Genomic DNA, 16090 nt, shown 5'->3' on the forward strand with positions numbered 1-16090 from the left:
ATTACGGGTTTCGGTAGGGATACGTTTCGCCGCATAGGTGAAACGTATCGTCCAGATAATAAACTGTGGAAATCGAGTTTATTACTAGTTCGAGTTCTCCCTTTGATGGGAATAGCAAATAGAACAGTTCAAAGAATAAGTAGTCCTTGATGAGGATTACCGCTACATCTGGATGGTTTTTTATTAAGGTTGAAAATGGCGGGTAATTGCAGTCTCGTAATGCCGGGATGTCGGTGTAGCCTTGTTTGTTATCGTCTTGTATGCATTCGGCGATGAATGCATTTGTCAGCTCGTGGAATTGCTCGGGCAGTTCGTGAGTTTTTATTGATAAAGTATATTTTTTGGTATTTTTGGAGAGCGGTTCACCGAAGCCAAGGCTGCGGTAGGTTACAGAGGTTGGGTCAATAATTTTGTTTTCTGATTTGAAGATCATGATTTTTTAATCGCGGGAGGGAACGAAGGGGATGCTGTATGTACGCAATCGTGGTCGTCTACATAAGTTAAGAAGCTAAGGGCTGTATTGGTTATCCAGAATGGAAAGCCAGTCGTTTCTGAAAGCAATATTTTCAAATCAGATGATGACTGAAGCGTCCAAGCATGGATTTGGTTGTCGAGGACGATTAATGTTGGTTTTTCAGAAGGGTATAGAAGATCGACTTTTTTCCAGAAGTCTGGGTCGTGTTGTTTTGTTACGGATTTTAGATTGAGGGGGTCAAGGGTATTTGTGTTGGAGTAAAAGAAGCGGGTTTTTACGTCTGAGATTATTTTTTCTAATTCATTGTCTTTGAGTTGCTGGGTTTTTAGATGGTTTTTTTCAAGTGCTGATGTGATTTCTTTTTTTAAGTAACTCATTGAGGTGTTCCTGTTGTTTTTTGGAGCGTGAATAGAAGCGAGCCTATTCCTTTTTGTGGAAGTATTTTAATTATTGATTGTAGATTCGATAGCCAGCGCCAAAGTTGCTAGTGGTGTGAGTGTTGCTATATGTGGGGTCGAATAGGCCAGTGAGAGGTGGTTGAGTAGGTTTTTCTCTTGAATTTAGTTTTTCTAAAGATTTTTGAAGCTCGGGGTAGCTTTCTATGTATGTGCAGTCTGATGAGTTAAATTTAAGTGTTATATTGCTGGGTGAAATGAATGCGAAGTTAATTAAAAGCTCCGGGTTCGAAAAGAGTCTTCCGCTGATGTCGTAGATCTTGTCTCCGGTGTTCAATTTTTGGCCGTAGCGTTCGTGGGTCAAATATCCGTGGTCTTGGTTTAATAGTCGTAGTAATTTTTCGTATCCTTTTATTGAATAAAAGGAAATACTGGCTTGTCTTATTATAAGGAAGCCGTCTTCGGTCATGTTCTCCAAAATGGTTGAATTCTGCCTGTTGATCGAATCGATGACTGGCTCGTCGATTAAGTTAAGTACAAAGTTTGATAGCTTAAGGTGAAATTTTTCCCGAGGGCGTTCGATGGGGGGGATGTTGATATAGCTTATGATCCCGCCTGCGTTATCGGAGTCGATCGCGCCAAAGCACTCTGTGATATCAATTGAGAAAATCATTGCGCTCTCCAGCGAGAACTGAATACACCTATAAGATGTTGGATGTAGATGTTTTTAATCTTCTTCATTCCATTCCGCATGGGTCTCAATGGCTATTTTTAGCCATGCGCTAAAGTCAGGATGTTCTCCGTGAAGCTCCCATCCCTCTGAAGCATATGCATGTATTATTAGCACTTTTGGATTGCCGGATAAATCATCTCCGTCAAAGCAAGCAATATCATCATTCGCATTGAATTTAGCGAAAGGAACTAGCGTGCGGTTTGGGTAAAGGTTTTTTAGCGTGTTGTGCCAGTAATTTATTTTTCCCTCTTGATATATTAGTAACCACCAAGGCTCAATGTCCGGTTCAGGTTCCGTAGTCGCGAATTCTATGAATGCACTAGGGAAGTTGAAGTTTTTCAGGTGTTCAATGTTGAGAAAAATTTTCATTTTGCCTATTTGAAAAGGACTGAAAAGGGGAAGAAATTATTTTCTTCAACGAAAGCAAATTCGAACCCCTCCGATTGCAGTTTGGCACCTAGAGCGGGTATTCACAGCGCCATGGCGTGGTGAACAGTTCTGGGTCTATGTTGAGGTTTTCAAGAAGGGAGTTGATTTCCGCTTCAGAGTTCATGGTTTCTATTTTTGCGATAAAAATGTCTCGGTCGTCCACGCCATCGCTTGTTTCAAGTTTTGGTGGGGATTGTAAATATTACTAATGCATGTTGGAAGTTTTTTGATTGGTGGATGAAGTTGTAATATTGATGTGGGTCATTGGTAAGGGGGTATTTGTAGATGGAATATAATGAAATCCATTTTCTTAGTGAATGGTTTTCGGACTCTAGCTCTTGCGCAATGTTGTTATAGCCTGTTCCGTCGAACCCGTTCCATACACTTCTTGGGATACATTTAAGCGCTGTCATTTTTGCCCCTCGAACGGATTCTGAAAAGGGGTAGATTTATTTTCTTTAACGAATAAGAAATCTGCTCCCTTTGATTTAGTTCTATTTAAATTTGCGCGCTGCTGGCTTTTTTTAGAAGGTTTTCAAGTTCAGGATAGGATTCGAGTTCTTCGTGGTTTAGGGAGTTAATAATAGCTTGTATTTTCTTTGCGTATTTATTCTCGATTGGGACTTCACTCCAATCCAGTTCTGAGGCAGAGACTATTAATACTTCGGTAAATGGAGAGTCCAAAAGTTTCTTTAGAATTTCAATTGCCTGAGCCGAGCGATTCTCTCCAAGTGCCGCAGCACTTCGCTCCTGCCAATACTCTTCCCTTGATAGGATCGTGTCGTTAAGCCGGTTCCAGTCTTCAGCGCTGAAATTTCCTAGAACTCCTTTGGCTACCTGCTCTGTAATGTATTCATTCCAGTTGGAATCCTCGCTTTGTCCCAGCCAGTAGTTGTATTCATCGAAAGCCTTGCTATCCATGATTTGTCTCAATTCAAATAGGGCGCGACATAGGTGAGTCGCCAGCTGGGAAGGAGGATGTGATAACGCCGTCGTCTTTGAGTACTTGCCACTGCACGCCGTCAACTGTTTTTGAAAAGGAGACAGATTTATTTTCTTTAACGAAAAAATAAATCTGTCTCCTTTTGGTTCGGTCCCCTTTTGGGTTTGGTTTATATGTTGGTTAGGTAGAAGCTGAGGTCGTTGGTTGAGAGTTCTATAAAGGTCGGTAGCATTAAGTTTTGATTGTGTCCTTCTAGTGATAAGAATATGACGGAGTTTCCAAGCTTTAGCACACCGCATCCGTCGTCAGTAATGGAGGTTAATTCCGCGGTTATGTAAGTTGCATCGGGTTTCGAGCGGATTGATGGAGTGGTTTCCTCTGAAGTCATTATGTTTTTATTCCAAGAAAATTCATCGCCAATGTCCATTTCGATGTCATAGGACTGGTTTTCTTTTGCCTCCGGAGCTATGAGGTTTGAAAAGCCTTTTCCATAGGGGCTTGAAAATTCAATATATATACTCTCGGTGAGAATTTTAATTATGCGTATTATAGTGATTTTCATCTATTTGGTTCCTAGGGGGACGCGAATTACTGTGTTGTCAACGTTCATGACGTTGTTAACTACGTCAAGAGTCCACGTTTCTTCGTGGTAATGGTGCTTGTTTGGTTTGCTATTCATTTCATGAGCACCATAGCGAATACTTCGTTTGCCATCGGCAGATACAATCCTATCGTTATCAGGCAATCCTGTTCTTGGATGGGTATTTGTATAGGGGCCTTCACCTAGGAAATCCTCCCATCGCTTAACAGCATCCTGCGGTTTAACCGGTTTGTTTCCATAGACCTCATTATGGTAACCCTGACCAGGAGGTGATGCCGGTGCGGGTGGAGAAGTAGGTTCCGCACCATGAACGTTGCTTTTAGAAGCATTATCTGGTTTTTCGCTTGGTGGTGATTTTGACTCTGAGCCTGGGCAATTACTGCTTAATCCCAACGGATCCACCCACCCCGTAGGGTTAGGCACGTACTGGTAGCTATTCAACCCACCCGCAAGCTTGATCGGATCCTGCGTCAAAAAACGCCCAGTCCCCGGATTGTAGTAGCGATGCCGGTTGTAGTGTAGGCCTGTCTCTGCATCGAAATACTGACCTTGGAAGCGCAACGGGTTATCGATTTCACTGACGTCCAGCGCCGCGAGGTTGCCGTAGGCGCGGTACTTGGCGGACCACATGATCTCGCCACTGTAGTCGGTGAGTTCCTGCGGTGTGCCCAGATGATCGAGTTGGTAGTAAAACGGCGTTGCCTTGCGCGGGCCTTCGCCGTCGAACATGGCCAGCGGGCGGAAGCTGCCGGGTTCGTAGATGTAAGTGCGATAACGATTGTCGCCGCTTTCAGCGATCAGGCGTTCGCCTTGCCACAGGAACTCGGTAGTTTGGCCGTCGACGGTTTTTTCGATGCGGCGCCCGAAGGCGTCGTATTTGTAGGATGCGGTGCTGCCACCCGGCAGGCTGGCGCCAATCAAGCGGTGCTGACAGTCGTAGCGGTATTCGGTGACGAGTTTCTGGCCAGCGCCACGGCGTTCGCGAATCAGGTTGCCAAAGGCGTCGTAGTCGTAATGGCGATCACCCTGCATCAGCAGGCGGTTGCCTTTGACGTTTGCGAGATTTGCTGTGCCTTCATTGTTCTGACCGAGCAGGTTGCCGGCCGGATCATGAGCAAAGCTTTCCGGTGTCGCGCCACGTACGCTGGTCAAGCGGTCCAGCGGGTCGTAGTGGAAGCTGCGGTTGCCCTTGCGGCTGTCGTCGATACCGGCGAGGTTGCCGTTGGCGTCGTAGTTATAGCGACGCTGGAACAGGTTTTTTTCACGCTGGCTGACGCTGTGCGCTTGCAGGCGACCTTGTTCGTCGTACTGGTATTGGCTTAGCAACAGGCCTTGCTGGCGCTGCTGTTCGCGACCGGCGCTGAATTGGTGGCTGGTCAGGCGTGAGCCATTGAGGTCAATACTGCTAAGGCGTCCACCGGACAAATGGCGGTAGTCGAGTGTGCTGCCGTCGGGGAGGCGGCAGTGACTCAGTTGCCCGACGCTGTCGTATTCGTAACGTGTGGTGCCCCAACCCTGGTGTTCGGTGATCAGGCGATCCTGCACGTCATATTCGTAGGCAAGCGGCCAGTGACCGTCGTCGACATTCACCAAACGGCCAAGGGCATCGTAGCTGTAGTGAATTTCTTCGCCATCGGCGAGGGTTTTCACCAGCAGCCGCCCGGCAGCATCACGCTGATACTCGGTGATCAGTTCGCTGCCGTCGTCGCCGAATTCGGTCTTCTTCAGCAACTGGCCGTTGAGGTCGTATTCGTACGCGGTGCGGCGGCCGTCGAAACCGGTTTCCTGCTGGATCAGGCCGTTGGCGTAGTAGTCGAGCTTGTAGTGCTCGCCTCGTTCGTTTTCGATTTCAGTGAGCAGTAGGCCCGCGTTGTCGTAGCGATAGCGCAGCTGGCTGCCGTCCGGATTGATGCGGCGGCTGACCAGATGCAGGTTATCGGCGTATTCGTATCGGGTGATGCGGCCGAGCTCATCGCGTTCGGCGGTGACGCGTCCGTACGGGTTGTAGGTGAAGGTACGGCTGGCGCCGCCGGGGAGGGTGACCTGAGTCAGGCGGTCGACGGCGTCCCATTGGTAATGGGTGATGGCGCCGAATTCGTCCTGGCGGGTGATCTGCCGTCCAAGTGCATCGTAGCGATACTTGCGCTGACCACCGTCCGGAAGACGTTCCTCCAGCAATTGACCGAGATTGTTCCAGCCCAGTTGATGGCGACTGCCATCAGGGTGATGAATTTCCAGCAGCCGGCCCTGGCCGTCGTAGTTGTAGCGGGTTTTGTTGCCCTGCGGGTCGATTTGCTGGGTGATGTCGCCTTGTTGATTGCGGTCGTACTGCCAACGGGCCTTGCCACGTTTGACTTCAATCAGTTGCCCATCGAAGTAGTTGTAGAGGGTCGGTTCTTCTTCCGGTGGGATGACAGCCATCAATCGCCCGGCATCGCTGTATTGATACTCGGTGATGGCTCCCATTGGATCTTTTACAGCTACCAGACGTCCCTCATCGTCATAGGCATTTTGCGTTTCAGCACCATCGGCAGCGGTTTCACTGATCAGCCGTGCATTTTCGTCATGCACGTAAACCTGTTCACTGCCATCGGCGTTGTGAACCGTAACCGTGCCTTTGTCATCCCACTCGTAGCGAGCTTCCAGTTGCGAATAGTTGGCCCAATGACGTACGCAACGGGAAAGTTTGCCTTCACGCTCCCATTCCCAGAAAAAACTGGCGCCACCGGCCAGTTGTCGCTCGAGAATGACGTGCTGATCGTTGTAGCGGTAATGCTCGGTTTCCCCTGCGGCATTGGATGCCGAGACCAATTGGTTGCGAGCGTTATAGCGGTAGGTGACAAGGTTCTGAATGGTCAGCCAAGGATCCTGGCGCTCACCGCGCTCGTCATACTCAGAACGCTGCTGTTGCTGATCAACGGCAACGATATGGCGATCGTCGTAGCGCAACAGCAACGCGCGGCCCGCACCGTTATCGATGCGCTGGATCCGCCCCACCAGGTCATAGCTGATATGCACCTGATTTCCGTAGGAGTCACTGACCGTCGTCAGTCGGTTTGCGCGGAAGTGATAAAAGCGTGGTTTTGCTCCTGCTTGGGTGAGGATCAGTTCACCCGGCGCGCTGCCCAAATAAATCGCCGCCTGAGCCAGACTGTTGGTAATGGCTGGACGTTGTTCGGTCGGCATCGGGAAGCGGGTCTGACGGTTTTCGTTATCAGTCCACAACACGCCTTCATCGTTGATTTGCAGGCGATGGGATAGGGAGTGGCTCCAGCCATGGCCGAGACGCCCGTCGATTTCAACCGCGCTGCTGCGATAGAGACGTGTCCATTCAATGGGTAGCAGCCCACCCAATACGCCGTCAGTGAGCGTCAGCAATTCCTCGCCGGTAACCATCGATACCGGTTCACCGTTAGTGCAGGTCTTATCGGCGCACTGAGCAGGTTGATCCGCTGGGTTTTTGGACTGGTTGGGCGCGTTGTCTACATTTTCCTGTTGTTGAGCGCGGGTGCTGTTTTCCTTCTTGCCGCGTGCATGAATCTGCGCATCCGTCTCTACAGCACCTCCGGAAACGGGTGGTTTTTTCTTTGGTGGTGTGGCGGTCTCTGCGGGTTTTGGAGGCGCAATTTCTACGCTCGCCTTTCTCGCTTGGTTCAGTGGCGAATTGCCGTTGAGCATCAACGGTTTCGCCGTATCGGCGTGTGCTGTCGCATTCTTCTTGCTGATCTTCATCAGCATCGACGTGAAGTCTTCAATCAGTGTCATGACCTTGCCGCTGTTCCTTGCAGCATTGAGGCCCTTGGTGCCAATACGGACGGCCAAACCGATCCCGCCCGTCAAAACAATACCGATCAGGATGTTCAGCAGTACTTCCGTAGTCAGTTCTGCCAGCACTTCAGTGCAGGTCTGCGGAGGCAGCATTTTGACCCACGCTACGATAGCTGCGACGTAGATCCACATAAGTGGCTCGTCACTGGCGATCAGCAGGGCTGTTTGAATGGCTTCTTTTGAAGCGTTATAGATCTTCTTTATCTGTTCTTCGGTGAAGAATTTTTTGAGTTTTTCGTAGTTTTCCCGAGGGTGTGCAACCAGGTCGTAGAGACTTTTGATGTCCCCCCACAGCCCCATGATCGCCTTGAGGAACCCCTTCCACGCCGACTCCAATTGCTGCAATGCCCGTCCAGCCATGGATGAATTGGTATGCGCTTGCCAAAGTGGCAGAAAGTCGGTGGTCCACTCTGTTTGCAGCCAGCCGCTAAGGTCCCCGATTACGCCTTGATAGGAGTTGAACAGGCTATCGATCTGAGCCTTGGTGGGATTCGGGAAAAAAGTGATTTCATATTGCTGATGCGGTTTGAGGCCAGTGACCTCCAGAATCCCGCTTGGACCGATTTTGACGTTGATCGGTTGACCGACTTCGTTCTTTCCGTAGAGCTTGCCATTCTCCACCGGCACCAGTCGCACCGGCGTATTGCCGATAGGTACAAAACGCGCAGACTCAAAACTATGTACAAGTTTGAGTTTGCCGTTGGCAGGGCAGTTGGCATAAAGGGTATTTTCCTTTTTGCTGTCCTTGTCCGCCGTGCCGACTTCGTCACCGACCTTGAACTGCTGCTCTGCGTCCAGAATACCGCCGTACCAGGCTTCGGCATGCTCGCGATAATCCTTCAGGCACTTCTTGAAGTCGCTGATGATGGCCTGAGCATCAGGCTGTTTTGCATTGAGATTGACAACAATCTCACCCATCAAAATGCTCATACAGCCACCTCACTTTCCAGATGGGCCTTCAGCAGGCCGGTAAAATTTTCTTCCGTGAGTGGCGTGCGTTTTACGAAACGCGCCACTTTCTTTTGCAGGTTCGATTCCGGGAACGAGAAATACAGGTCGGCATGTTCGTCCAGCAGCCACTGCATCATGTTGCCGATCACGGTCGAGGGGTTTTCGGCCATCAGGCTGTCCAGCAGGTCTTTCGGCACCTCCCACCACGGCCAATCCTTCGCCTTCGGCACCACCCTCGGCCCGACTTCCAGGCTCCGTCCATTAATCAGATACCGCTCAAACACCGGCAACACTTCCCCAGCCGTCTCACCCAACCCTTCAAGAATCGGATAGATATGCCGTCCATCCCAAAACCGGAAAAACACTTCGGTCCCGTCCGGCATTTTCACCTGGGTCAAACTGCGCAGATGTTCGAAAACTTCGTTGGGTTCCGAGCGGGAGACCGCCAGCCAGCCCCAGTCGAGGGCGTCGGTTTCGGTGATCCAGGGCAGGAAGGCCGAGTTGGCCTTGAGTTCGGCGACGTATGGCATCACCGGTTGCCAGGTGGAGTAGGGCGTTCCACCCCAGATGGGAATGGCCTGTATGGACGGTTCGCTCTGATATAAGGCCTTGAGCGCTTCGGCATCGCTCGCGGCGCTTATGACCAGATACAAGCGTTCGTCTTTCTGCAGCGGCTGTTGCGCCAGCCAGTCTTTGGGTGTCAGTCGATTAGATGGCACAGGCACCTGCCTTGCATTTTTCGCACTCTTCGCAGAACGGCGCATTACGTTTGAGGGTGTTGATTTGCGCCGGGGTCAGTACGGCACCAGCCTTGTCGGCATCCGCCTGCTTCAACACGCCCGGCATCAGTGGGGCGGCGCCGGTGCCGCTGCCCGGTCCACCACCGGAGTTGATGTTGATCGCCGGCCCGCTCATGGTCACGCCGCCGCCATCGATCTTGATGAAGCTGCCACCGCCGACCAGCGTCAGTTCGGCCCCGGCTTCCAGCACCACCTTCATCCCGCTGCTGAGGTGAATTTCCTGGCCGGCGTCGATGAATTGCCCGGTGCCGATCTTGATGTGCTGGTTCACGCCCACGGTCAGGTGGTCGTTGGCGCGTGCTTCGACTTTGCGGTCTTCGTAAACCGTGTGGTGTTCTTCGGCCTTGAATTCCGTGTAGCTGTTCTTTTCCACGACGTCGTGGCGTTCGTTGCCGACGCGGATTTTCTGGTCGTGTTCGATGTTTTCGTCCCAGTCGCGCTGGGCATGGAGGAAGATCTGTTCCTGGCCTTTCTTGTCTTCGATGCGCAGTTCGTTGAAGCCGCCGCCACCCATCGAGCTCAGGGTCTTGAAGGTGGTGCGGGTCTTGTTCGCCGGCAGGGCGTAGGGGACGGTGTTTTCCTTGTGGTACAGGCAGCCGCTGATCAGCGGCTGGTCGGGGTCGCCCTCGAGGAATGTCACCAGCACTTCCATGCCGATGCGCGGGATGGCGATGCCGCCGTACTGGGCACCGGCCCAGGCGGAAGACACGCGCAGCCAGCAGCTGGTCTTGTCGTCGGCCTGGCCGTCGCGGTCCCAGTGGAACTGGACTTTCACCCGGCCGTATTCGTCGCAGTGGATTTCTTCCCTTTTCGGCCCGGTGACCACGGCGCTCTGGCTGCCGAGGATGCGCGGTTTCGGGTGGCGTAGGGGCGGGCGGTTCGGCACGTCCCACGGGGTGGCCTGAAAGCGGTTGCGGTAGCCCTGATGGAAATCGTCTTTCAGCGCGGTGGTGTCGCTGGTGACCGACTCTTCCAGCACTTGCGGCTGCTTGCCTTCGTGCAGGACTTCGGTGAGCAGCCACAGGTCATTCCACTTGGCCTTCGGGTGTTCTTTGAGTGCGAGGAAATGGCCGCTGACCAGCAACGGCTGGTCGCTCTTGCCTTCGGCGAGCTGGAAGTCGCTGCGGTGGCGTTCGAGGGCGCGTTTGGCCAGGTGCTTGCCGCGCTCGCGGTCGACGAAACGGCCCGGGTAATCGTAGTCCTCGAGGTCGGGCAGGGCGTCGCCGCGGTTTTCGCTTTCCAGCGTCAGGCGCGGTTTTTCGAAGTCGTAGTCGCGGCGGGTGGTGCGGCTGGTACGGGTTTCCAGGCGCAGGTCGAAGCGTTTGATCACCGGGTTGCTGGCGACCATGCCGGAGTCCTGCTGATAGGCCACCGGCGCCAGTTTCTTGAACACCGTCTGGTCATCGCCGAACACCAGTTTGTGGCCCGTGGCGCTGTGCTGGAAGTGGTAGTGAATGCCTTCTTCTTCGCACAGGCGCTGGATGAAATGCAGGTCCGATTCGTCGTACTGCACGCAGTAGATGCGATCGGGGTAGATCGAACCGGTCTGGAACGCGTAGGCGTTGCCCTGGATGCCGTGTTCTTCGAGGACCTTGCCGATGATTTTCGGCACGCTGAGGTTCTGGAAGATTCGCTGGTTGATCCGGTGCGCGAGGTACGCCAGTTGCGGGCGCAGGGTCACGGAGTAGCGCGTCAGGCGCTTGCCGGAATCGCCTTGCGCGGCGCGGTAGATCAGGCCGTGGATACCGCTGCCGTCGGGCGACAGCTGCAGGAAGGCCGGTTTGTGCAGCAGGGTTTCGAGGTCCAGCGACGGCTGCTCACTGACCAGCTCCACCTCGAACACAAAAGGCTGGCTGATGGCTTCCCGACCGGTGAGGGTAAACACCTGGAAATCGGCGGAAAGACCTTCGATGGTCAGGGCAAAGTGGGTTTCATTGGCCGGCGCGAACATCCCTTGTTCCTCGTGCTGTACAGCGGCGTTCGTCGATTACCGTCAAGCGGTTCAACGCACGCGAAATTCTGGAGGGGCGTAAACAACATCGACCAGCAGAGCTGGCCGATGCTTGTAACGATCAGCCGTAATTAAACGACTGGAGCACGCCAGTCATCGGAACCCGAAGTACCGGATACTTCGTGGGTCCAGGTGATTTTGCGGTAGGTGAACTGCACTTCTTCCAGGTGGGTGAAGTGGGCGTTCGATGGATCCTGGCAGTTGTGCATCTTGTTGTTGATGGCGACGATGATCGCGTCTTCCAGTTTGGTGGTGTAGTAGTGCTCTTGGGTGCCTTGAGCCGAAGTGCGGTACCACTGGATAACGATTTCGCTCATGCGCTCGCCGGAGGTCAGAGCGGCTTGCAGCAGTGGCGAAGCCTTGTCGTAGACCTTGGTGATGATCACTGGCTTGTGAACGCGCTGACCGGTTGGCTGACCGGATTGCGGGTCACGCGGGATGATCACGTCGTGGCTGAAAGCCTGAACCATAACCTGGTCTTCGTGGCCTTCCTGGTAGGTGTTGCCAACGGAGTCGGCGGTGAAGGCGCCGGCAGTGATCAGGCCTTGTTTTTCGCCGGTAACCGACATGTACGCTGGTGTTGCCATGGGAGGTGCTCCTTGCGGATAAAGTTAGGGTGCCCGGGAGGCGAAATCGCCCGGTGGGTGCCTGACTGTTATCAAGGAGCGTGCCAGCTTTTGCCACGCCCCCGGGAGCCGGGGACTTGACCGCTTTGTATCGCGGGTTTGAGCGTTTTTTGATCAGCCAGGTAGCTCGAAGTGCGCAAGAAGTTGCGCAGTACTGCGCAACTTCTTGCGCACTTGCCTGGAGCCCTTGAAACACATGGCCTCCAGCGGATTCGGTGAGCATTTTTACAAAACAAGTGCGCAACTTCTTGCGCAGTATGGCCAATCGCCGCTTTTCACGCGGATCGGGCAATTGCAGTGAGGCATTCCTCAATCGAACGTTGCTGGGTTTCGGCATACAGGCCCAACTCATCAATGGTCGAACGCCCCAGGGCCAACTCGAACGCCTGTCGATTGGAATGCTCGCCATAGTGTGTCTGCGCCGCGTCCCCCAGGTTCGACTGAAAAATCCCTGCCGCACTGACTGGCAGGAAATCTTCGTACACCAGCGGTTCGGCTTTCACATAGCCGTCGCGTAATAACCCTTGCAGCGAAGCATCAGCGGGACGACTCGCCGCCAGCCCTTTGTCTGTCAGGAAATACCGGAAATACGCCAATTCCTGCTCGCGCATGCCCTCGAGGCTGTCAGGGAATTCGCTGAAGTGCCGGGCCATCAGCGCGTTGTAGCGTGAGGCGTTGGCTTCGTTGGGGAAATCGCCCAGTTCATCGCGTGCCGCGTTCAGCAGGCGGTCGTACAACGCACGGCCCTTGGGAGTCAGCGCTGCGCCACGTTGTTCGATTTCGCCGAAGCGGGCGCTGTGGCTGCCGCGGGTTTGCGTCTGGTCGGTGAAGGCGATCGGCTCGTCCAGCGCCTTGAAACTGGTCTGACGCAACAGGATCGGATGCTGCCGACGCGGCGGGCCTTCGATCACCGCTTTGGGCGTGATGCCGTGCAGCGGCATCTGCGCCTGGACGATGTCGATGTCCAGCGTGCGCGGGGTCAGGTGGTTGATGTGCGGGCCCTTGAACGCGACGACATCGGCGATCAAGCGATGCTGGGCGCTGAGGGTCTGGTACTGCGCGGCAGTGACGGTGGCGCTGTGGTGCCAGCGAAAAGTCTCCAGCGCTTGCAGGACAAATTCCCCGGCCTCGGACTCATTCAGGCCGCCAGCAGATTCAGCCTGTTCGATCAGCCTTAGCGCCAATGGCGTAAAGATCGAACGCTTATCCAGCACCGATTGCGCGAAGGCCCGCAGCTCAGGATCTTCAATCAACTCCAGTCGCAGCAACGAAGTGAACACCCGGAACGGACTGACCTGCAGCGCATCTTCATGCACCGCCCGGAACGCCGTGGAATGCACCGGCACCCCGGCAGGGGTCAGGTCGTAATAGCCCACCGGTTGCATGCCCATCACTGCGAACAAACGGGCGAGGGTGGCGAGTTCGGTGGCGGTGCCGACGCGGATGGCGCCGTGGCGCTCCATGTCCAGCCGTTCGATTTCGCCGGTGCTGTGCAGTTGACTGGCGACTTGCGGCTCGCGTGCCAGCACGTCGCGGTTGGTCTGTTCCACCAATTCCATCAACGCGCCGTACAGCGGTACTTCTTGGCGGTACATGTCGGACATCGCTTTGGAGAAGCGTTGGCGGATCAGGTCGGGGCTGACGAAAGGCTGCACGGTCATGAAAAAAATTCCTGGCACGGTCACGTAAAGGATGTCGGAAAAGATCGCAGCCTTCGCCGACGCGGGCAAACGAAGAATCCTACGAACTTCATTCTGCCAACGACTGACCGTTTACCTGTCCTGGCGCGAGTTTTCCCCCAGAAACTCCCGATACAGACGTGCCGTGTTCGACGGCTGTTCGACCATCGGCATATGGCCGACGCCGTCCCAGACATCGACCCGCAAATTGCTGATGCCTTTGCTCCACACCGGTACGCTGCTGACGTCGATCAACCGGTCCTTGCGGCCCCAGAGCAACAGCGCCGGGCATTTGATGTCCGGCAGTTTCGGTTCCATCGGCGGGCTGGCGCGAAAATCCCGGAAGATCTCTTCCAGTTCGTCGCGGCATTGTTCGTAGCGCTGGGCGATCGCGTCGAGCACCAGGCCGGGCACCCACGGTGGCGAGGCCATGGTCATCGCATAGAAGCGTCGGAATTCTTCCCGGGAATTGATCAGAAACGGATTGTGCCCACGGGCGAGGTGGCGCTCCATGTCGCTGGGCTCGGGCGCAGTGACGCCCGCCGGGTCGATCAGCGCCACCGAAGCAATGCGATCCGGGTAGGTCGCTGCCAGCCACGCGGCGATGTAGCCGCCCATGGAGTTGCCGATCACATGGACTTTCTCGACGCCGCAAACGTCGAGCAACTGGATCATGCGCTTGGCCTGCACCGGAATATCGTAGCCACCGCCGGCCTTGAAGCCGGTTTCGCCGTGGCCGGCCAGGTCCGGGATGATTACCCGGTACTGCCCGACAAAATGCCGGGCGAAGCGCAGCCACAGGTTTTTTTCAGCGCTGTAGCCGTGCAGCATCAAAATGCTGCTCGACGCTTCATAAGGCCCGCCTTGCCAGGTCGACACGGTCATTTCGGCAATCGGCACTTCAATCTTGTGCAACCGGTACAGCCTGGCCTCCAGGGCCGCGCTCAGATCGTAGAGCCAGTGGCCGACCGCCGGGTAACTCAACCAGCTCCAGGCCACGAAAACCGCGAGGGCGACAAACAGCAAAAGCATCGTGGGTCTTCCTTGTTCAAGACAGAATGTGGTCGGCCGGTTTCAGCGCCCGGGTCAACCGGTGGTAGCTGAAACTGAAGCCGGGGAACATCGCGATCACATGACCGCTTTTGCTTTGATACCAACTGTGGCAGCCGCCGGTTTTCCAGACCGTGCGCTCCATCTCCCGGTGAATCATCTGAGTGTAGGTACGTTCTGCTTCGGGGCGAACCTCGATGCTGCGCAGACCATTGGCCTGCAAGGTGCGGATGCAGTCGAGGATGTAGTTCATCTGCGATTCGATGATGAACAGCGCCGAGGTGTGGCCGATGCCGGTGTTCGGCCCGGTGACGATAAACAGGTTGGGAAAGTCCGGCAGGCTGGTGCCGAGGTAGGCGCGCGGGTACTGCGCCCAGACATCGCGCAGTTGCACGGCGTTTTTTCCGCTGACCGGGTAGGAAATCACGCCGTCGGTGGCGTCGTAACCGGTCGACCAGACGATCAGATCGACGTCGATGTGCTGGCCGTCCGTGGTGACGATGCCGGTTTCGTCTAGGCTGGCGATGCCTTGCTCGCGGCTGTGCAACGTGACGTTGGGCCGGGTCAGTGCCGGGTAGTAGGTGCTGGAGAGCAGCACCCGTTTGCAGCCGATGGTGAAGTCCGGTGTCAGTTTTTTCCGCAACTCGGGGTCAGTCACCTGGCGCTTGAGAAACTTCAGGGCCTGGCTCTGCACCATGTGAATCGCCGGTTTCGAATATTTGAAGGCGATAACCCGGGTTTCGAACTGCCAGTAGATCATCCAGCGCAGCAGCTTGTAGGCCGGTTTCAGACCCAGCAGCCAGCGCTGGAATCGCCCGAACGTACGATCGGCACGGGGCAGCACCCAATGCGCTGTGCGCTGAAACACATGCAATTGGGCGACCTTCGGTGCAATGGCCGGAATCACCTGAGCCGCACTGGCACCGCTGCCGACAATCGCCACGTGTTTACCGTGATAGTCGTAGCTGTGATCCCAATTGTTTGTATGAAAGGTCTTGCCCTGAAAGCGATCCTGGCCGGGAAAGTGTGGGATAACCGGTTGGCTCAGCGGCCCGGTGGCATTGATCAGGAACTGCGCATAAAAAGTGCCTTTGGTGCCGGTGTGTACGGCCCAGCGTTTTTCTGCGTCGTCCCACTCGACGCGCTCGACGTTGGCCTGCAGTTCCACCCGGTCGCGCAGGCCGAAACGCTCGACCACATGGTCGGTGTAGCGGTGCAGTTCCGCCTGTTCAGCGAACATCTGCGTCCAGCGGTAAGGCGCAAACGATAGGGAATACAGCGGTGACGGCACATCCACCGCCGCGCCGGGGTAGGTGTTCTGGCACCAGGTGCCGCCGAAGAAGTCGCGGCGCTCCAGCAAGCGAAAGTCGTCGATACCGGCCTTGAGCAGGTTGACCGCCGCGCACTGGCCGCCAAAACCGCTGCCGATGATCAACACTTGATAGGTCTGCATGGGCCTCCTTCTTAGAGTCTTTTTTCCATTTTCTTCCTTTCATGTATAGCCAATCATTTGCTCGCCGTGTGGTGCTGATGACGGGGTATTCGGCCCGCTGGCCGGTGATGGCTATT

General features: G+C 54.7%; 13 protein-coding genes. All 13 read right to left on the minus strand.

Annotation, left to right across the window (positions count from 1 at the left end; translation table 11 throughout):
- Nucleotide 1 precedes the first annotated feature (1 nt).
- Complete coding sequence (locus PDR5_RS10850) at nucleotides 2-433, minus strand: hypothetical protein (RefSeq protein ID WP_064595256.1); 432 nt, start codon at nucleotides 431-433, stop codon at nucleotides 2-4.
- A complete protein-coding gene (locus tag PDR5_RS29650; protein ID WP_156669320.1) occupies nucleotides 430-852 on the minus strand; it encodes a hypothetical protein in 423 nt (140 codons plus the stop codon). The genes PDR5_RS10850 and PDR5_RS29650 overlap by 4 nt, the downstream gene beginning before the upstream one ends.
- 70 nt (nucleotides 853-922) lie before the next feature.
- On the minus strand, nucleotides 923-1543 hold the full coding sequence (locus tag PDR5_RS10855; protein WP_064595258.1) for a hypothetical protein: 621 nt from the start codon (nucleotides 1541-1543) through the stop codon (nucleotides 923-925).
- Nucleotides 1544-1597: 54 nt separating this feature from the next.
- On the minus strand, nucleotides 1598-1972 hold the full coding sequence (locus PDR5_RS29245) for a hypothetical protein (protein ID WP_082934388.1): 375 nt from the start codon (nucleotides 1970-1972) through the stop codon (nucleotides 1598-1600).
- 558 nt (nucleotides 1973-2530) lie between these two features.
- On the minus strand, nucleotides 2531-2953 hold the full coding sequence (locus tag PDR5_RS10860) for a hypothetical protein (RefSeq protein ID WP_064595260.1): 423 nt from the start codon (nucleotides 2951-2953) through the stop codon (nucleotides 2531-2533).
- Between the two features lie 191 nt (nucleotides 2954-3144).
- Entirely contained in the window at nucleotides 3145-3537 is a 393-nt protein-coding gene (locus PDR5_RS10865; RefSeq protein ID WP_064595262.1) for a hypothetical protein, read from the minus strand.
- Complete coding sequence (locus PDR5_RS30465; RefSeq protein ID WP_442963854.1) at nucleotides 3538-8334, minus strand: RHS repeat-associated core domain-containing protein; 4797 nt, start codon at nucleotides 8332-8334, stop codon at nucleotides 3538-3540.
- Nucleotides 8331-9074, minus strand: a complete 744-nt coding sequence (locus tag PDR5_RS10875) for a DUF4123 domain-containing protein (protein ID WP_064595264.1) — start codon at nucleotides 9072-9074, stop codon at nucleotides 8331-8333. Before PDR5_RS10875 ends, PDR5_RS30465 begins: the two co-directional genes overlap by 4 nt.
- A complete protein-coding gene (gene tssI / locus PDR5_RS10880; protein WP_064595266.1) occupies nucleotides 9064-11106 on the minus strand; it encodes a type VI secretion system Vgr family protein in 2043 nt (680 codons plus the stop codon). Before tssI ends, PDR5_RS10875 begins: the two co-directional genes overlap by 11 nt.
- Nucleotides 11107-11237: 131 nt before the next feature.
- Nucleotides 11238-11753, minus strand: a complete 516-nt coding sequence (locus tag PDR5_RS10885; protein ID WP_039767797.1) for an Hcp family type VI secretion system effector — start codon at nucleotides 11751-11753, stop codon at nucleotides 11238-11240.
- 314 nt (nucleotides 11754-12067) lie between these two features.
- On the minus strand, nucleotides 12068-13453 hold the full coding sequence (gene hglS / locus PDR5_RS10890) for a 2-oxoadipate dioxygenase/decarboxylase HglS (RefSeq protein ID WP_064595268.1): 1386 nt from the start codon (nucleotides 13451-13453) through the stop codon (nucleotides 12068-12070).
- A gap of 111 nt (nucleotides 13454-13564) precedes the next feature.
- Nucleotides 13565-14503, minus strand: coding sequence for an alpha/beta fold hydrolase (locus PDR5_RS10895; RefSeq protein ID WP_039767801.1), 939 nt, complete (start codon nucleotides 14501-14503; stop codon nucleotides 13565-13567).
- Between the two features lie 16 nt (nucleotides 14504-14519).
- The gene (locus PDR5_RS10900) at nucleotides 14520-15974 is read right to left on the minus strand and encodes a flavin-containing monooxygenase (protein ID WP_064595269.1); all 1455 of its coding nucleotides are present in this window, start codon (nucleotides 15972-15974) and stop codon (nucleotides 14520-14522) included.
- Between the last annotated feature and the right edge of the window lie 116 nt (nucleotides 15975-16090).

The organism is Pseudomonas sp. DR 5-09 (assembly GCF_001655595.1).
GTDB classification, from domain to species: Bacteria; Pseudomonadota; Gammaproteobacteria; order Pseudomonadales; family Pseudomonadaceae; genus Aquipseudomonas; species Aquipseudomonas pharyngis.